This is a genomic window from Tannerella forsythia (assembly GCF_001006485.1).
In the GTDB taxonomy this organism is placed as follows: Bacteria; Bacteroidota; Bacteroidia; order Bacteroidales; family Tannerellaceae; genus Tannerella; species Tannerella forsythia.
On the sequence record NZ_JUET01000058.1, the window covers coordinates 55894 to 80071 of the forward strand.

The 24178-nt window shown below is 48.0% G+C and carries 11 protein-coding genes and 1 tRNA gene; 10 read left to right on the plus strand and 2 right to left on the minus strand.

Annotated elements, in window-relative coordinates; all coding sequences use genetic code 11:
• Positions 1-17: 17 nt before the first annotated feature.
• Together Tanf_RS03325 and argS are read left to right on the plus strand one after the other, a co-directional pair.
• Positions 18-773: a succinate dehydrogenase/fumarate reductase iron-sulfur subunit gene (locus tag Tanf_RS03325; protein WP_014224986.1), complete on the plus strand. Its 756-nt coding sequence runs from the start codon at positions 18-20 to the stop codon at positions 771-773.
• A gap of 1391 nt (positions 774-2164) precedes the next feature.
• Positions 2165-3955 carry an arginine--tRNA ligase gene (gene argS, locus Tanf_RS03330; RefSeq protein ID WP_046824915.1) on the plus strand — a complete coding sequence of 597 codons (1791 nt, stop codon included), beginning with the start codon at positions 2165-2167 and terminating at the stop codon, positions 3953-3955.
• Positions 3956-4012: 57 nt separating this feature from the next.
• Here the strand turns inward: argS and topA are convergent, their stop codons facing one another.
• Complete coding sequence (gene topA, locus Tanf_RS03335) at positions 4013-6355, minus strand: type I DNA topoisomerase (protein ID WP_046825087.1); 2343 nt, start codon at positions 6353-6355, stop codon at positions 4013-4015.
• Positions 6356-6547: 192 nt separating this feature from the next.
• Here topA and Tanf_RS03340 point away from each other — a divergent pair, with 192 nt between their 5' ends.
• The 6 genes from Tanf_RS03340 (at position 6548) to tfsB (ending at position 19393) form a co-directional block, all read left to right on the plus strand.
• Complete coding sequence (locus Tanf_RS03340; protein WP_046824916.1) at positions 6548-9217, plus strand: valine--tRNA ligase; 2670 nt, start codon at positions 6548-6550, stop codon at positions 9215-9217.
• Positions 9207-10268 carry a DUF6340 family protein gene (locus Tanf_RS03345; RefSeq protein WP_046824917.1) on the plus strand — a complete coding sequence of 354 codons (1062 nt, stop codon included), beginning with the start codon at positions 9207-9209 and terminating at the stop codon, positions 10266-10268. The genes Tanf_RS03340 and Tanf_RS03345 overlap by 11 nt, the downstream gene beginning before the upstream one ends.
• A gap of 403 nt (positions 10269-10671) precedes the next feature.
• Complete coding sequence (locus Tanf_RS03350) at positions 10672-11124, plus strand: hypothetical protein (protein ID WP_041590755.1); 453 nt, start codon at positions 10672-10674, stop codon at positions 11122-11124.
• 75 nt (positions 11125-11199) lie between these two features.
• Positions 11200-11272, plus strand: a tRNA-Thr gene (locus Tanf_RS03355).
• A 428-nt stretch (positions 11273-11700) separates the two neighbouring features.
• Positions 11701-15201, plus strand: coding sequence for an S-layer glycoprotein subunit TfsA (tfsA, locus tag Tanf_RS03360; RefSeq protein ID WP_046824918.1), 3501 nt, complete (start codon positions 11701-11703; stop codon positions 15199-15201).
• 109 nt (positions 15202-15310) lie between these two features.
• Positions 15311-19393, plus strand: a complete 4083-nt coding sequence (gene tfsB, locus Tanf_RS03365) for an S-layer glycoprotein subunit TfsB (protein WP_140230688.1) — start codon at positions 15311-15313, stop codon at positions 19391-19393.
• A gap of 186 nt (positions 19394-19579) precedes the next feature.
• Here the strand turns inward: tfsB and Tanf_RS15760 are convergent, their stop codons facing one another.
• Positions 19580-19714 carry a hypothetical protein gene (locus tag Tanf_RS15760; RefSeq protein ID WP_262509270.1) on the minus strand — a complete coding sequence of 45 codons (135 nt, stop codon included), beginning with the start codon at positions 19712-19714 and terminating at the stop codon, positions 19580-19582.
• Positions 19715-20911: 1197 nt separating this feature from the next.
• Here Tanf_RS15760 and mnmL point away from each other — a divergent pair.
• Both mnmL and Tanf_RS03380 read left to right on the plus strand, forming a co-directional pair.
• Positions 20912-21775: a tRNA modification radical SAM protein MnmL/YtqA gene (gene mnmL / locus Tanf_RS03375; RefSeq protein WP_046825088.1), complete on the plus strand. Its 864-nt coding sequence runs from the start codon at positions 20912-20914 to the stop codon at positions 21773-21775.
• A 149-nt stretch (positions 21776-21924) separates the two neighbouring features.
• On the plus strand, positions 21925-23463 hold the full coding sequence (locus Tanf_RS03380) for a Fic family protein (RefSeq protein ID WP_046824920.1): 1539 nt from the start codon (positions 21925-21927) through the stop codon (positions 23461-23463).
• The last annotated feature ends 715 nt before the right edge of the window (positions 23464-24178 follow it).

The window sequence follows — 24178 nt, forward strand, 5'->3', positions numbered from 1 at the left end:
CTTAAAAGAACAAGACAATGGATAAAAATATCGATATAACTGTAAAAGTATGGCGCCAGCGAGGTCCGAAAGAAAAAGGCGCTTTTGAAACATATCCGCTTAAAGGAATCTCCCAGGGCAGTTCGTTCCTCGAAATGCTGGATGTGCTCAACGAACAGTTGGTCAACGAAGGCAAAGAACCGGTCTTCTTCGATCATGACTGCCGCGAAGGCATCTGCGGCATGTGCTCGTTATACATCAACGGCCATCCGCACGGCCCGGATTCGGCTATTACCACGTGCCAGTTGCACATGCGCAAGTTCAACGACGGCGAGACGATTACCGTCGAACCGTGGCGCTCGGCCGGTTTCCCCGTGATCCGTGACCTGACGGTCGACCGTCAGGCATACGACAAAATCATGCAGGCCGGAGGGTTCGTGTCCGTCAACACCGGTGGAGTGCCCGATGCCAATGCTATTCCGATTCCGAAGAAAGATGCCGATCTGGCTATGGATGCGGCCGCCTGTATCGGTTGCGGCGCTTGTGCGGCCGCCTGCAAGAACGGGTCGGCCATGCTGTTCGTGTCGGCCAAGGTAAGTCAGCTGGCCTTGCTCCCGCAGGGTAAGGTAGAGGCAGCCCGCCGTGCCAAAGCCATGGTGGCCAAGATGGATGAGCTTGGGTTCGGAAACTGTACGAACACCAGAGCATGCGAGGTGGAATGTCCGAAACAAATTTCGGTGACGAATATCGCTCGCATGAATCGCGAGTACCTCTCGGCCAAGTTCAAGGATTGATCGTATACTCGCAAAGGAGTAAACCGTGTATGGTAAAAAGCCATCTCGCCTTGCGCGAGGTGGCTTTTTTTTAAATGAATTGCAGACTATGACTGGTTGTTGATTTGTTGATTTGTTTGGTTGTTGATTTGTTGGGGGTATTCCGCTGACGATTATATCAGGCTTTCAGCCCTCTTATCGGGGTGTGGCCTTTTTCCCCAACGCTTCGCTTCGCTACACATTGGGCTGAATTATTACGCTCTTTCAGGGCTCTTTTTCAATTGTTAATTGTCAATGGTTATTTTTCAGGTACATGATTCGGCGTGTACCACGCATAACAATTAACAATTGACCATTAACAATTGAATTATGTTATGCCGGATACACGGTATCCGAACGCAGAGGGACATCCCCCCAGCCCCCCCCTTCAAAGGGGGGAAGAGCGGAAGCGAGTTACCTGATTTTCCGACCTGCAAGCGTCGCGAAGGCGTGCGAAGCGCACGAAGCCTTGACTTTTTGGTTACTTTTGGGTCAAGCCAAAAGTAACGGAAAGAGATTCTTCGCTTTGCTCTGAATGACAAAAGACCGAACGCAAATTTCGCAAATGGGCGCAAATGGGCGCAAATAACTGTGTTTGTCATTCCGAATGCCCCCTTTGTCATTCCGAACGTAGTGAGGAATCTCGCCCCGAAAAAGAAAAGAGATTCTTCGCTTCGCTCTGAATGACAGGGCATGGAGAATTACGAATGACAAATTACGAATTACGAACGCCACCCTTTGTCATTCCGAACATAGAGAGGAATCTCGCCCCGAAAAAGGGAAGAGATTCTTCGCTTCACTCTGAATGACAGGGCAGGGGAAAGGCCGTTAATGTAGGGGCGAACACAAGGTTCGCCCCTACGCGGCATACCGAACGCTGTTTGCTGACATAATATTAAAAATCAATTGTTCATGGTACACGCCGAACCGTGTATCCCGCAATTTGAGTTAAAGGAATTAAAAACGGTAGACCTTCGGGTAACTGCCTGAAGGTTAAAGCAAAGTGCGGGAGCTTTCGGGTAATCGCCCGAAACCTTAAACAGTTTGCGGGAGCCTTTTCACAACACTTAAAATGTTAAAACAAAGTGTGGCGGCCTTTTTAGAACGCTTGGAATGTTAAAACAATTTGTGCGAGCCTTTTCACAACGCTTAAAATGTTAAAACAAAATGCGGGAGCCTTTTCACAACACTTAAATCGCTCAAACAAGATGCGGCAACCGTTTAAGAGCTGTTCGAGATGATGCAAAAAATAACGGAATCGTATCGTCGCGGGGGTAAGGCATACTCCATAAGCAGCCCGTTACAAGGGCGGAAGTGGCCGCGGGTTTCCCGAAAAAATATTACTTTTGTCCCGTTAAAATTTAGGTTGCACAATGATTGAACAACAATTTTCGGCGGCCATACGTTCCGCCATACAGATCCTTTACGGGGTGGCAATTGCACCCGAACAGGCCGTTTTGCAGAAGACAAAAAAAGAATTTGAAGGACATCTTACGCTCGTCGTGTTTCCGTTCTTGCGCATCTCCAAAAAAACGCCCGAGCAGACGGCGCAGGAGATCGGTGAATATCTGCTGGAACATGAGCCATCTGTCGCCTCATTCAATGTGATTAAAGGCTTTTTGAACTTGACAATCGCCGGATCGAACTGGATCGAGATGCTGAACGCGATGCACGCGCAGGAGACCTACGGCATTACGCATCCGGCCGAAGAGGCTCCGCTGGTGATGATCGAATACTCGTCGCCCAACACGAATAAGCCGCTCCATCTCGGACATGTGCGTAACAATCTGTTGGGATACAGTCTGTCGGAAATTCTGAAAGCCAACGGTAACCGGGTGATTAAAACGAATATCGTCAACGATCGGGGAATCCACATCTGCAAGTCGATGCTGGCCTGGCAGAAATGGGGCGAGGGCGTGACGCCCGAATCGTCGGGGAAGAAAGGCGATCATCTGGTCGGTGATTTTTATGTCATGTTCGACAAGCATTACCGTGAGGAAGTCGGTCAGCTCGTGGCATCGGGTCTGAGTAAGGAAGAGGCCGAAGCCCGGTCGCCGCTGATGGCCGAGGCGCGTGAGATGCTCCGACGCTGGGAAGCCGGCGATGCCGAGGTGCGCGAGTTGTGGAACCGGATGAACGGTTGGGTGTACGATGGCTTTGATCGGACGTATAAGCGGCTCGGAGTCGATTTCGATAAGATTTATTATGAATCGGAGACGTATCTCGAAGGGCGCGAGAAAGTGCTGGAAGGATTGAAGAAAGGACTGTTTTATCGCCGCGACGACGGGTCGGTATGGGCAGACCTGCGGCCGGAAGGGTTGGACGAGAAAATCTTGCTGCGCTCCGACGGCACATCGGTGTATATGACGCAGGACATCGGCACGGCCAAACTTCGTTTCGACGATTATCCGATCGACCGGATGATTTACGTCGTAGGGAACGAGCAGAATTATCATTTCCAAGTGCTCTCGATTCTGCTCGATAAATTGGGCTTCGCTTTCGGCAAAGGGTTGATTCATTTCTCGTATGGTATGGTGGAACTGCCCGAAGGGAAGATGAAGAGCCGCGAAGGGACGGTCGTCGATGCCGACGATCTGATGGACGAGATGATTGCCACGGCGCGCGATATCTCGAACGAGCTGGGCAAGCTGGACGGCTTGAGCCCTTCGGAAGCCGACGATATCATCCGCGTCATCGGGTTAGGATCGCTCAAGTATTTCATCTTGAAAGTCGATCCGCGTAAGAATATGACGTTTAATCCGAAAGAGTCGATCGACTTCAACGGAAACACCGGTTCGTTTATTCAATATACGTATGCACGTATCCGCTCGGTGCTTCGCAAGGCCGAAGAACAGGGGCTTGTCATCCCCGAACAGCTGCCGACCGATACGCCCGTCAATGCGAAAGAGCAGACATTGATCGGTTCGCTGGCCGACTTCGCCTCGACGGTTAAAGAAGCCGGCGAGACGTATAGCCCGGCCTGCATTGCCAACTACGTCTATGATCTGGTGCGCGAGTTCAATCAGTTCTATCACGACTATACGATCCTCGGCGAGAGCGATGAACGGATCAGGCAGTTGCGTCTGACGCTCTCGGCCGAAACGGCCAAGATCGTGCGCTCGGCCATGTCGCTGCTGGGTATCGAAATGCCGGAGCGGATGTAGCGGAGGACTTCCTTCCGAACGGAACGAAATAAAAAAAGCTGCGTTGAGCAGCTTTTTTTATTTCTTCTTTGCGCCTCTTCTTTTGGCCGGTTTTTCGTCGGCCTCGGCGATGATTTGTTTACACTCTTCGAGTGTCAACGACGCGGCCTCAACCCCTTTCGGGATACGGTAGTTGGCTTTGTCGAATGTGATGTACGGCCCGTAACGTCCGTTCAGAATTTCCAGTCCCGGCTCTTCCTCGAACTTTTTGATGTAACGCTGCGCCTCCTTGTTCCGTTTTTCCTCAATCAGCGCGATCGCCTCTTCGGCCGTGATGGAGTAGGGGCTTAGCGTCTTGGGGATGGATACAAATTGGTTGTCGTGACGCACGAACGGCCCGAATCGGCCGATCGCTGCCGTCATCTCCTTGTCTTCAAACGTGCCGATGACACGCGGCAGATTAAAAAGCTCCAGCGCTTCTTCGAGCGAGATCGTTTCGATAGACTGACCTTTCATCAGCGACGCGAAACGCGGCTTGGGCGCTTGCTTGTCGTTCGGATTCGCCTGCCCGATCTGAACAATCGGACCGTAACGGCCGATTTTGACGAAAACCGGCTCCCCGCTCTTCGGGTCGATACCGAGCTGACGCTCCCCGACCTTATGTTCTGTTTTCACCGCGGCTGTTTTTTCTACAATCGGATGGAAGAACCGGTAGAATTTATCGAGCGCTTTCGTCCAGACCAGCTCACCCTCGGCAATGGCATCGAATTCTTTCTCCACGCTGGCGGTGAAGTTGTAATCCATAATATCCGGAAAGTACTCCATCAGGAAATCGTTGACTACCGTGCCGATGTCGGTCGGGAGCAACTTGTTGCGATCGGCTCCGACGATCTCTTTCTTTTCTGCCTCCGTGATCGTCCCGTTCTTCAGGGTGACCGCGTGGAAGGAACGTTCTTCGCCCGGTTTATCTCCCCGAACGACGTATTCGCGGTTTTGAATCGTCTGGATCGTCGGTGCGTACGTAGACGGACGTCCGATACCCAGCTCTTCCATGCGGCGCACCAAACTGGCTTCCGTATATCTCGGCGGACGCTGCGTGAAGCGTTCCGTAGCGGTAATCTCCTGCACGCCGAGCACATCTTTCACCTGCACGGCCGGGAGCAGTCCGTTTTCCTGCTCGCCTTCTCCCTCGTCGTCCGCGCTCTCGCGGTAGACATGCAGAAAACCGTCGAACTTCACCACCTCGCCCGTAGCGAGGAATTTATCTTTCATCTTTCCGATACCGATCGAGATCGTCGTGCGCTCCAGTTCGGCATCGGCCATTTGACTGGCGATTGTACGTTTGTAGATCAGGTCGTACAGTTTTTTCTCCTGTGCGTTTCCGTTGATTGCCGGGTGATCCATATACGTCGGACGAATGGCTTCGTGCGCTTCCTGTGCGCCTTTGCTCTTCGTGTGATACTTGCGTAGCTGATGATACTTTTCCCCGTATTCACGGAGAATCGCTTCCTTGGCCGTATTCAGGGCAAGGCTGCTCAGGTTCACCGAGTCTGTACGCATATATGTGATGAATCCCGATTCGTAAAGTCGTTGAGCAACCATCATCGTCTGCGAAACGGAGAAGCCGAGCTTGCGCGCCGCTTCCTGTTGCAACGTAGAAGTCGTGAAGGGTGGAGCCGGCGATTTTTTCAGCGGCTTTTTACTGATATCGTCGATGATAAATTCCGAACTTGCTTCCCGGCATGCTTTCAGAAACCGCTCGACCTCATCTTTGTCTTTCAGGCGTCTGTTCAGTTCCGCTTTCAGGAGCGTTTTTCCGTCGGACAGGATGAAAGTGGCGATGACCCGGTACGAGGCTTCGGCCACGAAGTCGTTCACTTCGCGTTCACGCTCTACGATCAGGCGCACAGCTACCGACTGCACCCGTCCGGCCGAAAGCGCCGGCTTGACTTTGCGCCATAAAATCGGTGACACCTCAAAACCTACGATCCGATCTAATACGCGGCGTGCCTGCTGAGCATTGACCAGATGGATATCGAGGCTGCGAGGCGTATCCAGCGCGTGCAGGATCGCGTTCTTCGTGATCTCGTGAAAAACGATGCGCTGCGTATTTTGGGGGTTCAGATCCAGCACTTCGGCTAAATGCCAGGCAATGGCTTCTCCTTCGCGGTCTTCATCAGACGCGAGCAGCACCTCCGTCGCCTCTTGCGACGCTTTTTTCAAGTCTGCAACCAGCTTTTTCTTTTCCGCCGGAATGACGTATTGCGGTGCGTAATCGTTCTCAATATCAATACTGAACTCTTTCGTTTTCAAGTCGCGGATGTGTCCGTAACTCGACATGACCCGATAGTCTTTACCCAAAAATTTCTCGATGGTTTTTGCTTTTGCAGGAGACTCTACGATAACCAGTTTTTTTTGCATCTTTTCTCGTTGTTCTTTTTTTAAATCCGGGGCAGAGATTGTGGCACGGAAAGGGAGAAACTGTTCGTTTTTCTCTCTCAAAGTCGTGCTTATCTTTGCTTTTCGGGGTGCAAAGATACAAAAAAACTACATTCTCGATTATATTTATTATTTTTGCGCCGACTGTTGATAAAGCATCAATAACAAGAGCAAATGGAATTAGCAACGAAATACGACCCCTCGTCGGTCGAAAGCAAGTGGTATCAATATTGGTTAGATAACAGGCTGTTTGCCTCGAAGCCCGATGGGCGCGAACCGTACACCATCGTGATACCGCCACCTAACGTGACCGGAGTATTGCACATGGGGCACATGCTCAACAATACGATTCAGGATATTCTGATCCGTCGTGCGCGCATGACGGGGAAAAACGCCTGTTGGGTGCCGGGCACCGATCATGCTTCCATCGCTACGGAGGCCAAGGTCGTAGCGCGTCTGGCCGAAAAAGGAATACGCAAATCGGACCTCACGCGGGAGGAGTTTTTAAAACATGCCTGGCAATGGACGGAAGAGCACGGCGGGATTATCCTGCGGCAGCTCCGTAAACTCGGCGCCTCGTGCGATTGGGAGCGTACAGCATTCACCATGGATGAGACCCGCTCGGCAAGTGTGATCAAGACCTTTTGCGATCTGTATAATAAGGGGCTGATATATCGTGGCGTGCGTATGGTTAACTGGGATCCCGCAGCCTTGACGGCTTTGAGCGACGAAGAGGTGATCTATAAAGAGCAACAGGGGAAACTTTATTATTTAAGGTATAAGATCGTCGGTGAAGAAGGGTATGCCGTGGTCGCTACCACACGCCCCGAAACCATCATGGGCGATACGGCCATGTGCATCCATCCGGATGATCCGAAAAACAGACATTTGCACGGCAAACAGGTGATTGTGCCGCTTGTCAACCGCGTTATTCCCGTGATTGAAGACGATTATGTCGATGTCTCCTTTGGTACGGGCTGTCTGAAAGTGACGCCCGCTCACGATGTGAACGACTATCTGCTCGGTGAAAAATATAACCTTCCTTCGATCGATATATTCCATGACGACGGCACCATTGCTCCGGCAGGTCAACTCTACGTGGGTATGGATCGGTTTGAAGTGCGCAAACGGATCGTGCAAGACCTTGAGGCGGCCGGATTACTCGAGAAAACGGAAGACTATATAAATAAGGTAGGCTTCTCGGAGCGTACACAGGTAGCCATTGAACCGAAACTTTCGATGCAGTGGTTCCTGAAGATGGAAAAGCTGGCGCGTCCCGCTCTCGATGCGGTGATGAACGATGAGATCGTCTTTCATCCGTCGAAGTTTAAAAATACGTATCGCCACTGGATGGAGAACATCAAAGACTGGTGTATCAGTCGTCAGTTGTGGTGGGGACACCGGATACCGGCCTATTATGCTGTCCCGACGAATCTCCCTCAGGGTGAGACGCCGTCTACGGTTACGATTGTAGCCGAGACCGAAGACGAAGCACGCGCGATAGCCGGGCAGCATCCTGCTTTGGGTGGCGCGGGAAGAACGTATACGTTGCGTCAGGATGAAGATTGCCTCGATACGTGGTTCTCTTCATGGCTGTGGCCGATCGCTCTCTTCGACGGGATGAACCGCCCCGGTAACGAGGAAATGGCGTATTACTATCCGACGTCCGACTTGGTCACCGCTCCGGATATTATTTTCTTCTGGGTGGCGCGTATGATTATGGCCGGCTATGAATACGAGGGGAAGATGCCGTTTAAAAACGTCTATTTTACCGGTATCGTGCGTGATAAGCTCGGCCGGAAGATGTCGAAATCGCTGGGTAATTCGCCCGATCCCCTCGAATTGATCGAGAAGTATGGCGCCGATGGCGTGCGTATGGGAATGATGCTCTCCGCACCGGCCGGCAATGATATTCTGTTCGATGAATCTCTTTGTGAGCAGGGACGTAACTTCAATAATAAAATATGGAATGCGCTGCGTCTCGTAAAAGGCTGGACGGTAGCCGATCTTCCGCAGCCCGAATCTGCCGGAATTGCCGTCAAGTGGTTTGAGGCGCGTGTCGCCGCAGCCATCGAGGAGTTGAACGACGATTTCTCAAAATATCGCATCTCAGAAGCGTTGATGGTCGTGTACAAACTTTTCCGCGATGAATTCTCCTCATGGTATCTCGAAATGGTCAAACCGGCATACGGTCAGCCGATCGATGCGACTTCATACGCAGCCACACTCCGGTTTTTTGAACAGTTGACGTTGCTGCTTCATCCGTTTATGCCGTTTATCACCGAAGAAGTGTGGCAAGCGCTTGTCGAGCGCCGGCCCGGCGAAAGCATCATGGTAGCGCAAATGCCCGATGTGGGCAATAAACATGACCGGCTCGTCGCGGATTTCGAGAACGTAAAGAATATCGTAGCCGCCGTCCGTTCGATACGTCTTGAGCGGAACATCCCGAACAGGGAGCCTCTGACGCTCCAAATCGTATCGGGCGATTATGACGATGCTTACAATACGGTGATTACGAAGATGTGTCATCTGGAGCAGATTGTGCGTGCTCCGAAAGATGAGACGTCGGCATCGTTTCTGGTCGGTACGACGGAATATGCCGTGTCGCTCGGAAGTACGATCGACGTTGCCGGGGAGGTGAAGAAGATGCAGGAGGAGATTGATTACCTTGAAGGGTTTCTGGCTTCAGTCATGAAAAAGCTCGGTAACGAAAAGTTTGTCGCTCATGCGAAGCCTGAAGTCGTGGCTAATGAGCGCAAAAAGCAGGCCGATGCCGAAAGCAAGCTGAAAACGCTGCGTGAAAACGTTGAGAAGTTGAAAGGAAGAGATGCCGATGTGCGATAAGGGTTCGGCAAGAGAAGGACGTTCGTCTCGGTTTTTATTCTCGGTGACAGGGCTTTGCCTGTTGCTCCTCGCTTCATGCAGCTCGTTACGTTATGTAGAGATAGAGACATACAACCCTTCCGAGATTGTCTTTCCGAAGAAGGTGCGTAAAATCCTGATCGTAAATAATGCCGTGGCGCAGCCGAAGGTGCGCTATGAAGCCTTACGGCCGATGAATTCGGCTGATACGATGGGTGTAAGAGCCGACAGTACGACATTCGATTTTTGCCGAAGGTTAGGCGAACGGATGGCTCAGTCTCCGCGTTTCGAGGATGTACGTCTTTATCAGGGCGCTTTACGGACCGATTCCTTTTTTGCTTCGGAGCAGCGTCTGACCGATGAAACGGTGCGGCGATTATGTGAAGAGGAGGGAGTTGATGCCGTGATCTCGTTAGACCGTTTGCTCTTTAAGATGAAAGGAGTACTTCGGCAGGGGGACTATCTGCCGGTGGAGTCGGTCGATGTCGAGGTGCTCGGCACGGTGCGCGCGACTATTCCCGACGGGAAGCGTGCTTTGGGAACCGTCCTGCTGTCCGACACGATACCGGTTAATCTCGAGTGGGACTTGGCCGCAACGGAGAAGATCGAAGAACTTCCGCTGGAAGAAGTGTTGCATGGCGTGTCGAGCTATTTGGCCGATAAGACCCATCTGAATTTTGTTCCACACTGGAGCTCCGATACTCGCTGGTATTATACGGCTTCGGGATCACTGTGGAAAGAAGCGGCAGCTTATGCTGCGACAGATCATTGGGAGGAGGCTGCTGCTATCTGGCAGCGTCTTTACGACCGAACGCCCGAAGGGAAAGCTCAAGCGCGTTTGGCTGCCAATCTTGCTTTGAGCGAGGAGTTGAAGGGAGATCTGTCAAAAGCGCTGGAGTGGGCGGGGCGGTCGCATGAGCTTTGTCGCAAGTACTTGGGAGCGTCGGCCGAAGCTACGAGGAATCAGGCCTGTTATATCTCGGTCTTGGAACATCGGGTACACTCGGATGAAGCTTTGAGAAAGCAGTTTTAACAGAGTTTTTTTGCGTTGGCTGTTGAGGGGGGGCTTCGTTCGTGTCATTTTTTGCCTCCTTGTGGAACATTTTTTTATGTTCCACGATTAACAAATAAGAAGCAGGGCATCAGAATGATTGATGAGAGGGGGGCTGTCAGTAAACAGTTGCCAGCGTTCAGCCATCAGCGGTCGGTACATCGTGTAGGGGCGAGCCTCTGTGTTCGCCCACCATAACAACCGATTCGGCCTCGGATGATAGAGACACAATGAATTGAATTCTGCCCTCTGCCGGGTACTTTTTTCTATTGCGGAATTTGCGATAATTCTTCTTCGAAAAACAAAACAATGCTTATCTTTGTTCTTTTGAAAGCTGAAATTGTCCGCACATATCGGATAGAAAGGAATAAAGGGATAGAAGAAGATGAAGCAAAATGTGAAGGTCCAGTCTGTGATAGAATCGTTGTTTTTGTCGGTCGTAGAACGTTTGACAAAAGATCATGCGTTGCGCGTGATTAACAGCTTGGGGGTGCAATTGGACCTCGAGGCCGGCGAGATTCAGATTTTTGATGAGCAAGAGCGTCTGTTGAGGAAAAAAGTGATTTTCGATTGGGCCGATTCCAAGAATAAGGACGAAGCGTTTACTCCTCAAAAGATAGCCATGATTCGTTCGGCGATCAATAAAGTAGCCGGCGAAGGGGCTTTTGAACATTCGAATTTCATGAAACCGTTTGTGATTCGTCTCACAAACGAAGATTTTAGTACAATAGAAGCGCTTTATTCCGTGGAAGATACGCCCGGAGAAGGCGATTTGCTGAAAAGTTTGGATCGGGAATTGAAAGATTTTTACAGGAAACTCTTTTCGGATGTGGAATAAGTTATTATCTTTGCGCCCGGATAACGAATGTTTCTGTTGGGAAGCGATTCATGGGCGCGAGAGGAAACGAATTACGCCGAAATAGCTCAGTTGGTAGAGCAATTCATTCGTAATGAATAGGTCCCCGGTTCGAGTCCGGGTTTCGGCTCAAGCTAAAGAAAAACAATATTATATAATAGAGTTTTTTTTGATGTGCCTGCAAGGGTACAGGATGAAAAAACATAGGAGATAAAGCAATAAAATGCCTCGGATAATAGAATACATTCGTATTGAAAGAGTTCTGACGATGAAGCGGGCTAGAGGCCTGGCTGCTGTTGCCGGAACTTTATATTTTGTACCTGAAAACGCCCCTTTTTGATAAGAAACAAATCAAGCATGAAAAAAAAAACAGGTTTATGATTGCAGGAATAAAACAAATATGTATTTTTGTTGCATTGAACAGTATGTCCGGGAGGGTGGTATGCCTTGGCGGATGCGGTTTATAAGAGGAAGAAAATAAATTAATTTACGTAGTATTAATATTTAATTATTTGATTATGAACAAAAAAAGTATTTACTTTGTTAGCGGCTTCGCTGATGCTGTTTATGACGGCGTTTATGGCGGATGCGCGACCCTTTTACGGGGATGCGGTTAAGTATCTTCCGGAGGGAATGGGCAAAGGAGCTTATCACTTAAAGGTAACGCTGCAAACCGCTACCGGACCGGTCGATAAGTTCTTGGCAATGGATGAGTTTGGTTATATTACCCTGGTGGATTCCGCTTTTATTTATGGGGCGAGTGTACCGGCCGATTCTTCGTATTGCAGACTGCGCGCTGCAATGTGGTGTGTGAATGTGACCAAGCCTGAGCTTTATGGCAAGGTGCCCGGTTTTGCTTTTACGAATAAGGAGTATGGTGCAGGGCTGGAATTTGAGTATGAAAGCAGTATGTTTAAGAAAATGTGTGCGGGTATGGACGTTCATTCTCAGCGTGATCTCCCGTTAGTGGGAGGTAATCTTGGCATATGGAAGTTCTCCCGTACCTATAATACCGTGCCGCTGGAGCAGGAACAGTATCTTGCCATAGAGGTGAAGCCGGACTATTATATGACGTTCGCCATTAACAAAACTTGTGGCGCTTCCGACTCTGTTCGTTTGGTTGTAGCTCATAAGGATGAATTCGATGTGAATGCCGATTTCTACAAGAAAGACTTGTTGAAATTCACCTTGGTTAATGCTCGTCCGAGAGTGCTTACCGCCAAGGACTTCAATACGATGATGTATGAATATTCGAAAGAGGAATACCGTCAGCTTGAGTTCTCGCAGAAAGTTTCTGCCGGACAGGTAAACCCGTTTGAGCAGCCGTTGATGGCGGAAGATGTGACCGGTACCACCGGTGATAAGCAGTATCTGAACTTGAAGAATAAGGACGGTAAATATGTTACTGCTTTGGCAGGTAATACTGAAGAAAACTATGTGAATGATCTGGGGTATCGTTATCCGAAGATTGTGACCGGAGGGAAATCAACTTCCCAGCATAGCGACTGGCGTTTGGTATACTATCCTTCCGAGGACAGTCTGGTTATCAATGTACGCAGACTGAATCATATGGTGGAGGGTGATAATGAAGATAATATGACCTATTTGGACGGTGAATATGATGGTTTGTTTAATCAAACGATTTGGAACTTCCTGACGGTACGTATGCAGGATCTGTCGGCCGGCGAACGCGTGGTTACGGTAAGAAACAAACCGGCCAATGTGCGTGGATTCTTCAATATCAACAGTTGTGTATTGTACGATAAAAACCGTACAACGGTGGAGGGTGACTTGTATACCATTAAAGATAAGGATGGACGCTATTTGGTCGTGCCGATGTATGCCGGTAACTTTACTCCGCAATGGTTGCGCCTTGACGAAAATGAAGTAGCGAATATGACTCCTTCGTATCAATGGTATGTTGAACAGGTGAACGAAGGTTCCAGCATCTCGAAGATTCATCTGATAAATCGTGAGTTTGATGATATCCGTATCGAATATGTGCAGATATACAATGATTATGAGCTTTTCAAAGGAGTTTGGTGGCGTTTGGACCCGAAGAATAAGAAGAAAGATTATTCGCCGGTGATGGGCAGAAATTTCGTAAACAAAGAAAGCTTTATTCGTGTTCCAAGACCGTATCGTAACGACCCGTATTTGGGATATCGTTTCTTTAGCCGCAAACCGAGCCAGTTTGGTAAGGAAGATGGCGGTATTGCCGAAGCAACCGATTCACTCAACTGGTTCGCTTATACATTCCAGTACTTAAGCGGTTTGAGCGGAAATCATTATATGGGCTTCGACGAAAAAGCTTCGAATAAAGACACCATTCTCTATGTTTTGAAGGGAGAAAAGACGTACTTCCAGTTGGTAATACCCGACTCCTTGCGTAAGGAAGCATATGGTACCGAACGATATGGTATTGGATGGACAAGCAACAGTCCGCTGAAGAGCAAATTTACCAAAAAAGGTACGGATGACTATATCGCACCGTTGGAAAGATGGTACTATCATCTGCAAATCAACGACTATTGGAAGTTTAAACGGAATGAATACTATTTGGTGTTAGACGATAACGGTCGTTACGGATATACGCCAGAGGTAGTCGCCAATGCTCGTAAACTGAATAAAGCCAAATTCTATCTGCGTTTTACGTATCAGGTAGACGGCAAGAACTATTACGCCTTGCTCGATCGTATCGATCTTTCTAACTTCCATTACTATACGGATATTACCGGATTGCCTATCACCGATACGGTAAGAGTACATGATACCAGTCATGGATCCATAAAGAATAATTCGTTTGGAGTCGTTCATGCTTCTGTTGATGACTTGAACAACTACGTAAGAAGTCAACCCAAAACGGTCGGTGGGCAACGTGTTTCGACCTTTGCCATCTCGTGTGAGACGGAACCGCTTTATCGTCGTTTCAATACGACGGACGAAAGCGCCATAGGTTCCGATAATCCGGATACGTTGAAATTCCATCGTACGGCTGTAGGAAAAGAAAGAGAATATTTGTATGAAGATGCACACAGTATCTATTCCTATGACATAAAGCGACTTCCGGGAAAGAATCATAGCAGTGTTAACTTCTTGGGCGTTCAGAATGAAGATGACGCCATTGCCAATAAGGATAAGGATCAAGTCTTCAAACGTCATTTGGATACTGATTGGGCTATATACGTAGATACGGCTTATGTAAACCGTGGTACGGGACATATCAAACCGCAGTATCTCTTGGCGGTAGATCCGAAATTCGGTTATCTGGGCTGCCCGGTTTGCGGTGAAGATCAATTGAATCGTCCGTTCGTATATGCCCGTTATCTGCGTAACCAGACCGATTCGGCTCGCTTGGCCGGACATCCGGACGGTACCATTGTGGATAAGGATTATATTTGGGATGCTAAATGGGAGCGCTTGTCGTTTGTACCGGCGATCCATGCAGGAGATACGTTGTATATCCTGAACGGCCGTCCGATCGAAGCCTTTATACAGAAGAAAAAGGAAGCTGACGGAACCGAAACCGAATATGTGAACTACAAGAAGTTGCGCAATGATTCAAAGGTTAAGATTGTCTTCTTAGGCAATAACAAGCATAAGGATGAGGTCTTCTCGTTCCGTTTCACGGAAGTGGGCGGTGGCTCGAACAAAGACTTTATGATCGAATCTGAAACGACGAGGCGCGATGTTACAAAAGGCCGTATGATCGCTCCGATGAACGGCGGCTGGGTGAAGATTCAGAACGGTGTGCCGGTAATTAGCCGCGGTGCGTATACCGACTGGATTGCAGAAGCTGAAACATGGAACGTAAAGATGACGAAGAAGTCTCCGCTGGCCAATGCCGAAGCGTCTGTAACGGATGTGAAGGTGGTAGCCGGTGCCGGAGAAGTGATGATCCGCAATGCTTCGGGCAAGAAAGTGACGGTAAGCAATATCTTGGGTCAAACGATTGCGAAGGTAGTCTTGACGTCGGATAATCAAACGATTGCAGCTCCGCAGGGAGTGGTAGTCGTAGCGATTGAAGGTGAGAATGCAGTGAAAGCTGTAGTAAAATAATAAGGTATTCATTAAATGGAAAGGAAGGATGGCAGGCGATCTCTTGCCTGCCACTCCGAACTTTCCAACCCATACGAATTGAATATTAATATTAAAAATGATAATGATTATGAACAAGAAAATTTTCACGCTATTAGCGGGTGCTTTTATGGGCTTCGCAGCGGTGTCTTCAGTGACTGCACAAATAGCACTGGAGCAACAGCAGCTGCGCGTTAAGCCTTATGACAATGCAAAGCCCACGCTGAAGTTTAAGGAAGGAGCCAATGACGGGTACTATTACCTTCAGGTAGACTCCATGGTGGCCTATGACAAGGTTACGAAACGGCAAAAGATGATTGGCTTTACCCCTAAGAAAACACCGTGGCCCGGAGTTATCCCGCTCGACAGCTTTGGGACAATACGAAGAGGGGTGACCCTTTATATGGGACCGGACAGTGCCGGACAAAATGCCTTGTGGATTGATGTCATGGGACGTTTGAGTGGAACCACTCCCGGACCTCGGGTTCCGAGCGCATATCCAAATACCGCCAGCATAGCTCTGGAAAGTGCAGCCGGTCTGTGGTGTGTCACGATTCAAAAGTATTATCAGGGACAGAATCCGACATTCGATTTCACAAACAAGCTTCAGAGAATGATGCTCGAAGTCAATGTGTATGGTCATGAAAGCTGGCCGAAGGATGTCGACGGCTGGAGAAAGTCGAACTATAAGAGTTCCTCCAATCCGAATGCTCAAACACCGGGTAGCATCTCTGCATGGGAATTCTCCGAAACGTATAAAACAGGCGTGAAAGGCGGCCGTCCGCTGGTTTCTTATCTCGATGAAACGATGGATACCGTGGCTGTTTTGGTGGGAGATACTCTCAACAAGTTAGGGTATGTACAAGTAAAAATTGCTCCGGCTACTGATGTGAAAGCCGGTAAGATCAATGGTATGTTGCTCTTTACGTTGAAAGAAGCGATGCCGTTCGCCCTGGATAAAAAGAGCTTTGAAACCGTATTGGGTACACAGGCATCCCAGGAAGCTCGTTCGTTGAAATTCTCTCCGAACGGAACGCCCAATCCGTTTACGGATCAGAAATGGGAAGTAGAATATCTGGACGGTATTAGTCCTGTGACTGCGATGTTGATTGACAGTTCGGCTTGGACTAACCCGTGGGAAACGAACTACCGGGCATGGGATGTAGCTCCGATCTCGCAAGTTGGAACTGCTGGAAATCCCTGGTTTAGCGTAGATGTCCGTCATATGGGACAAATGGGGTATGTACGGTTAAAAAATGCCGGAAAATATTTATATGTAGATACGGTCTATTACAATTCCGGAAATTCGCAATTCCTGAAATTCAATCAGAACGCAACTTTCCCGTCAGATGGCAGTCCGATGATCGGTCAGTTCGTTTGGCGTATGGTATATTATCCTTCGGGCGACAGCATCTATATCAATCCCTTCAGTGCAACGTATCTGCCGACGTATGATCCGAAGGCGATTACCGATTCGACCCGTTTCGCTACGGACAGTGTCGTACGTTCATGGTACACCTTTACGGCTTATCCGACCCCGAAATTGATGGTGGATACTTTACCGAGATATAATCAAAATGGAGTTTTTCATCCGGCATTACAAGTTCCTGTGGATGAACGTATGACAGCCCGTCTGAAATGGGGTGTAAATCCGAAAAGGAAAATCGGTGCGGTTACTCCGGGTGCCGGTGCTCCGATTGATTACAGCTATTATCACAGACTGTATGTGTCTCTTCAGAACCTCACGGTAGACGGTAAGCCGGGTACCAGAGTGACCTTGCATAATACAAAAGAGAATGGTAAAATTAATACGCAGATCAACTTCGGTTGCTATGAGCCGTGTAAAATGGCTACTTCCGATCGGGTATCGATTGACCCGGATCTGTACCTGATCCGTAACGAAAGAGGACAGTATCTGCACGTTCCGTTGTATTCGGCACATGACTCGGCTGTCTGGGTATTCCTGGATAAGAATGTACATCCCGAAGAGTTGCCTTCATTCCAATGGATTGTAGAGAAACGCTTCAAAAATGCCGAAGCTTCTCCGATCAACATCATCAACCGTGAGTTCGGTCAGATCAACAAAGGCGGTATGTATGCAGGAAATTACGGTTTAGCCTTTATGGATATCCAGTTGATGAAAGATCAGCATGCACCGTTTAAGGGTCGTACGAAAACATGGGGTTGGAACAAGCAAATTGTAAACTCCGAGGTGATTGATTTCGAAAAGACGAAGAATAATATGAGTGCGAAGAAAGCACCTACGTTTATCCGTCTGCCGAAACAGTACAAGAACAATCCGAACCTGGGTTACCAATGGATCAACAGAGATACGGCTACCGTAAATCTGTATGCATTCAACTACAGATCGGGCATTGACAATACGAAGTACCTCTCGGTGAAGGCGTCGATCTTTGACGGTACGGGCCGGGATTCCCTTATCTATGTGCAAGGTACGAACTGCTTTGATATTGCTTATTTCCGTATCGACACTGTAAACGTGGACGCCGGTCATTACAAACCGTACGGGTATGGTGTGAAAGCCGGTGCAGAAAGTCCGAGTGTGTGGAAGAAGAATCAGGTGGCTGATTTGGTACAGTTGAAGAGACAGGCTTATCGTATCAAATACGAAAATCCGTTCAAATATTGTCTGGGTGCGTTGAAACTGAGCAATGGTGAGCAATATCGGTATTCGTTGAGCTCGAGATTGCGGTATAATGAAGTCATCGGGACGCCGCTGTTCTTCCTGCGTGATGTATATATGGAAGAAGACGGAGTGAAGGACTTTGCATTAGTGCAGATTATCGATACGTTCTCAATTCAAAGTACCGGTGGAGGCTTGACTCCGAGTGCTCAACTTGAGAAATATCTCAAAGAGCATCTGGGTGCGCAGTTGACCGCTTTGATCATGGGCAATTTGAAAAAGGCCGGCGAGTTCAATCCGGGTGTGTTTGTAGCTGCCGTAGAGGAACAGGCTCCAATGAAGTTGAAGTATACCTATCGGGGAGATGTGCAGACACGCGTTTCGACATTCCGCTTGAAGAGAGACGCCGATCCGATCTACCGTCGTTTCAATACGGAACTGGAAGGTGACAAACCGGGCGATACGCCGGAGACGGTGAAGTTCTATACAACGAGAAGTGCTCCGACAGGAAAGAACTATCTGTTTGAAAATACGAATGCGCTGAAAGATCAGCAGGCTTATTACAGAGCGAAAAAGAACTATTTGGGCTTGGTAAGTATCAATTCGAACCCGAATGTAAAGACGGCTATCTATGTGGATACGGCTTATGTGAACCGTGGTACGGGCCATATCAAACCGCAGTATATGCTGATGATTCGTCCGACAATCGTAGAAGATACGTTGGGTTGTGACGATAACGGCGATTTGACGATTCCGTTGCCGGGGTATCGTAGAGGGATGTACTTGATCAATGCTACCGATTCTGCCAAAGCGGATGCAGGTACGCCGAACGAAAACGATTACCTCTGGGGTACGGCTTGGAACCGCTTGGTGTTCACGGATGCAATCCATGCAAATGATGCCTTGTATATCTTAGGTCATGCCGATCTGAAAGGTCTTTATACGAAAATTAATCTGAAAGGTGAGAAGATGCTTGACCTGAAGAAATTGGATGCTGCATCGGATTCGTCTCCTGCCGCTCCGAAGAACGGTAAGATTCGCAAGATTGCATTGAATAACAATTTCCATAAAGACTGTGTGTTCTCGTTCCGTCTGATCGAAAGAAAATCGTGCGATAAAGAAGGCGGTGACTTCCTGATCGAGTCTGAAACGCAAGATCGCGGTCAGTATCCGGTAATTGCTCCGTGCGATGGCGGCTGGATCAAGATTCAGAACGGTGTGCCGGTGATCTCTCGTTCGGATGTGCTGCAAGCAATTGCAGATGCCGAAATCTTCAATGTGGAGAAGACGAAGGAAGATCCGGTAGCGAATGAAATTACTCCGGCGATAACCGAAGTGAAGGTCGTAGCTGAAAACGGCGCTGTCACGATCCTGAATGCCGCAGGCAAGAAGGTCGTTGTAAGCAACGTATTGGGCCAGACGCTTGTGAACACTGTATTGACTTCCGACCGTGCTACGGTTGCAGCTCCGCAAGGTGTTGTCGTAGTAGTTGTTGAAGGACAACCGGCTGTAAAAGCGATGGTGAAGTAAATGTTGAAATAATCATTTGATTCAATATTAAGATGAGGAGGGTTGCCCCATGAGGGTAACCCTCTTTTTTTTAGATTACTTTACTACTCATCTCACCTTCCCTGTCTTTCAGAGCGAAGCGAAGAATCTTTTCTGTTACTTTTGGCTTGACCCAAAAGTAACCAAAAGGTCAAGGCTTCGTGCGCTTCACACGTCGTCGCGACGCTTGCAGGCCGGAAAATCAGGAAACTCGCTTCGCTTCAGACAGCCTGATTTTCTTTCGCCCTGCTCGCTGCTCCGTCGGCTCACCGCCCGAGGCCGAAGGACGAAATTAATTGTCAATGGTTAATTGTCAATGGTTATTTTCTAAATACATGATTCGGCGTGTACCACGCATAATACTTAACCATTGACAATTAACAATTAATTTGTCATTCAGAGCGAAGCGAAGAATCTCTTTCCTTTTCTCCACGAGATTCCTCACGATGTTCGGAATGACAAATACAGTTATTTGCGTTCGGATACCGTGTACCCGGTACGTTTGCCCGCACGGGGCACAAGGGCTGCAAGCCCGATATATTTCAGCCCTATCCCGCAAGGGTGGGGTATCCATGTCCGCACCTTGTTTGGAGGGCTGAAAGCCTGACATAATCTCTTTTCTGTCACTTTTGGCTTGACCCAAAAGTAACCCAAAAGTCAAGGCTTCGTGCGCTTCACACACCTTCGCGAGGCTTGCAGGTCAGAAAATCAGGTGACTCGCTTGGCTTGGACAGCCTGATTTTCTTTCGCCCTGCTCGCAGCTCCGTCGGCTCACCGCCCGAGGCCCAAGGACGAAATTAATTGTCAATGGTTAATTGTCAATTGTTATTTTCTAAATACATGATTCGGCGTGTACCACGCATAACAATTAACCATTGACAATTAACAATTAATTTGTCATTCAGAGCGAAGCGAAGAATCTCTTTCCTTTTCCCCGCGAGATTCCTCACGATGTTCGGAATGACAAATACAGTTATTTGCGTTCGGATACCGTGTACCCGGTACGTTTCCGATATATTTCAGCCCTATCCCGCAAGGGTGGGGTATCCATGTCCGCACCTTGTTTGGAGGGCTGAAAGCCTGACATAATCTCTTTTCTGTCACTTTTGGCTTGACCCAAAAGTAACCCAAAAGTCAAGGCTTCGTGCGCTTCACACACCTTCGCGAGGCTTGCAGGTCAGAAAATCAGGTGACTCGCTTGGCTCGGACAGCCTGATTTTCTTTCGCCCTGCTCGCAGCTCCGTCGGCTCACCGCCCGAGGCCCAAGGACGAAATTAATTGTCAATGGTTAATTCTCAATGGTTATTTTCTAAATACATGATTCGGCGTGTACTACGCATAACAATTAACCATTGACAATTAACAATTAATTTGTCATTCAGAGCGAAGCGAAGAATCTCTCTCCTTTTCCCCGCGGGATTCCTCACGATGTTCGGAATGACAGAGGCGGTTATTCGCGTCCATTTGCGTTATTTGCGTTCGGATAATTACCTTTGCGGGATGAAATCGAAGATGCACTCTTTTCCTTTCAAAATACAGAAAATTTCGTTGAATGCGGGTTTCACATGCCCCAATCGCGATGGGAGCAAGGGGACGGGCGGGTGCACGTACTGCAATAACCGGACGTTCAATCCCGATTATTGTCGTGCGGAAAAGAGTATCACCGAACAGATGAACGAAGGGATGCGTTTCTTTTCCCGCAAATATTCGGAGATGAAATATCTGGCTTACTTTCAGGCGTACACGAATACCTACGGAGAGATGAACGAGCTGCAACGCAAGTACGAAGAGGCCTTGGCCTGTCCGGGAGTGGTGGGGCTAGTGATCGGCACGCGTCCGGATTGCATGCCGGACGAGTTGCTCGACTATCTGACCGCTCTTGCCGGGCGAACGTACGTGATGATCGAATATGGTCTGGAAAGCACGCTCGACCGTACGCTGCAGCGGATCAATCGCGGGCATACGCATGCCGAGTCGGAAGATGCGATCCGTCGCACTCATGCGCGAGGCCTTCCCGTTGGCGTACACTTGATTCTCGGCCTTCCCGGCGAGAGCCGCGACGAGATGCTGCATCATGCCGATGTGCTTTCGGCCTTACCCATTACTTCTCTTAAACTGCATCAGTTGCAGATTATCCGTCATACGGCGATGGGACGTGAGTACGAGGCATACCCCGAACGGTTTCGTCTGTTTACCGTAGACGAATACATCGATTTGGTCGTTGCGTTTCGCCGGCGTCTGCGTCACGACATCCTTATCGAACGGTACGTATCGCAGGCGCCCAAGGAATGGCTGCTTGCCCCCGACTGGGGACTGAAAAATTATCAGTTCGAGGCCAAGCTTCGAAAGCGCATGAACGGGTGAAAGAAGTCGAGGTATTGTAGAAGTATCACGTGCTACTCGATATAAATATTTTAGGCTTAAAGGAGTTGTGGATTAATAATTTGCTAAATAAAAAATTGAACTTACAACATTATTCAATAACTTTGCATACACATAATCCAATAAAAAAAATGGCATCACTGAACGAAAAATTAGCAGAATCATTAATCCAACTCAAAAGGCTTCAAGAAAATCATATCTTAGTAGTCAATTCGGGTGAGTTAACAAGGACACATCAGGAACGATTGGTAGCTAACGGATTCCTCCAAGAAATTATGAAAGGCTGGTATGTTATATCAAGACCGGAGGACAGAGGAGATACCTCCTCATTCTATGTTTCATACTGGGATTTTATCTATAAATATCTTTATTCTCGATTCGGAGAGAACTGGTCGTTGTCTGCGGAACAATCTTTGTTCTTCCATTCCGGAAATAAGACAATACCGGATCAACTTATTGTTCGCTCACCTTTGGGAGGGAACAATAAACAAAATCTTATCTATGAGAAAAGTATATTTGTTCTAAGAACATCATTACCTATGATGATCTACAAAGAAAAAGAACACAGATTGAACATTTACTCAATTCCTGAAGCACTTGTCATGTGCAGTCCGTCTTTTTTTCAAAGCAGCCCCATTGAGGCAAAAGTATGTCTATCTATGATCAACAACAGCAGAGACCTTATAAAGGTTCTTTTGTCTAACGGCTATTCTTCAAGAGCCGGAAAAGTCGCGGGGGCATTACTGGGGGTCGGAAAAGAAGATTGCGCTAAAGAAATTGTACAGACAATGAAAGATTCCGGATATAGGATCAAAGTCGAGAACCCCTTCAACACCCCTATTGAACCAATACATACAATAGAGAGGTCTCCTTATGTAAGCCGAATCAAATTGATGTGGGAACAGATGCGCGAGACTGTAGTAAAAGAATTTCCAAAAGCTAATTCACCAAAGAAAAAAATGCCGGACCAGATTCTAAAAAGCATAGAAGAAAACTATAAATTAGACGCATATCATTCTCTATCGATTGAGGGTTATAAGGTCTCCAATGAACTTATTGAACGTGTTCGTTCAGGGCAATGGGATATTGAGCGAAACAAAGAAGATCATAATACCCGGGATGCACTGGCTGCAAGGGGTTATTACTTAGCTTTCTTAGAAGTAAAATCAAGTATTGAAAAAATCTTACATGGAGAAAATCCCGGTCAAACGATTGCGAGGGATTACGAAAATTGGTACAAAGCTCTATTCATTCCATCTGTAGAAGCAGGGATATTGAAAAACTATGATCTTATCGGGTACAGGACAAATCAGGTTTACATCAAAGGATCACTACACACCCCATTAAGCCCGGATGTAGTAAGAGACGTTATGCCGACCTTTTTCTCTCTAATCGAGCAAGAAAACAATCCGGCTGTAAGAGCTGTTCTCGGTCATTTCTTTCTGACATACATCCATCCACATATAGACGGAAATGGGAGAATGGCCCGCTTTCTAATGAATTCTATGTTAACGACAGGAGGTCATGATTGGATTATTATTCCCGTTAACAAAAGGAATGAATACATAAAAGGATTAGAAGAAGCCAGCGTGAAAAATGATATTTCCACCTTTGCAAAGTTCGTATCTTCTATCCTACATCAACAAAATCAACAAATGAGATTTGTTTAACCCAAATTACGCGATACACTGTTCAGCGTTTACCGTTAGTAATGGACATGCGAATGTACAACAATGGTTATGTCAGGCTTACAGCCCTCCGCCGAGATGCGATGCCTTTTTCCCCAACGCTGCGCTTCCGCTCTTCCCCCTTTGAAGGGGGGGGATGTTCCTCTGCGTTCGGTCTTTTGTCATTCAGAGCGAAGCGATGAATCTCCTCCTTTTCCCCGCGAGATTCCTCACTGTGTTCGGAATGACAAAGGGGGTTATTTGCGTCCATTCGCGCCCGTTTGCGAAGTTTGCGTTCGGATACCGTGTACCCGGCATAACAATTAACCATTGACAATTAACCATTGAATTATGTCAGGCTTACAGCCCTCCACAGGAGTGGGTATTGCTTTTTCCCCAACGCTGCGCATTGGGCTGAATTAATGCGCCCTTTCAGGGCTTTTACAGCCGTCAGTAAACGCCTCAACAACTAAACAATTCAACAGCTGAACACCTAAACAATTCAACATCTCAACGACTAAACACCTAAACAATTCAACAACTAAACCCCTCAACAACTTTCTTCTATTGCGGAGTCCGGGTTTAAGCAACCAATAACCAAGATTCCAATGAGATCATAGCACTAAAAGCATCAGGGTTCAGATCTTCTGCAGACTTGATAAAAAGTTTGGAAAAGAATGGGAAGATTCCCGAAATTGCCAAAGTGGCTATATCAAAA

Bases quoted from the DNA above. Each gene is read 5' to 3' on its own strand.
- Tanf_RS03325 (WP_014224986.1), top strand. From the start codon at position 18: ATGGATAAAAATATCGATATAACTGTAAAAGTATGGCGCCAGCGAGGT.
- argS (WP_046824915.1), top strand. From the start codon at position 2,165: ATGATTGAACAACAATTTTCGGCGGCCATACGTTCCGCCATACAGATC.
- topA (WP_046825087.1), bottom strand. From the start codon at position 6,355: ATGCAAAAAAAACTGGTTATCGTAGAGTCTCCTGCAAAAGCAAAAACC.
- Tanf_RS03340 (WP_046824916.1), top strand. From the start codon at position 6,548: ATGGAATTAGCAACGAAATACGACCCCTCGTCGGTCGAAAGCAAGTGG.
- Tanf_RS03345 (WP_046824917.1), top strand. From the start codon at position 9,207: ATGTGCGATAAGGGTTCGGCAAGAGAAGGACGTTCGTCTCGGTTTTTA.
- Tanf_RS03350 (WP_041590755.1), top strand. From the start codon at position 10,672: ATGAAGCAAAATGTGAAGGTCCAGTCTGTGATAGAATCGTTGTTTTTG.
- tfsA (WP_046824918.1), top strand. From the start codon at position 11,701: ATGCTGTTTATGACGGCGTTTATGGCGGATGCGCGACCCTTTTACGGG.
- tfsB (WP_140230688.1), top strand. From the start codon at position 15,311: ATGAACAAGAAAATTTTCACGCTATTAGCGGGTGCTTTTATGGGCTTC.
- mnmL (WP_046825088.1), top strand. From the start codon at position 20,912: ATGAAATCGAAGATGCACTCTTTTCCTTTCAAAATACAGAAAATTTCG.
- Tanf_RS03380 (WP_046824920.1), top strand. From the start codon at position 21,925: ATGGCATCACTGAACGAAAAATTAGCAGAATCATTAATCCAACTCAAA.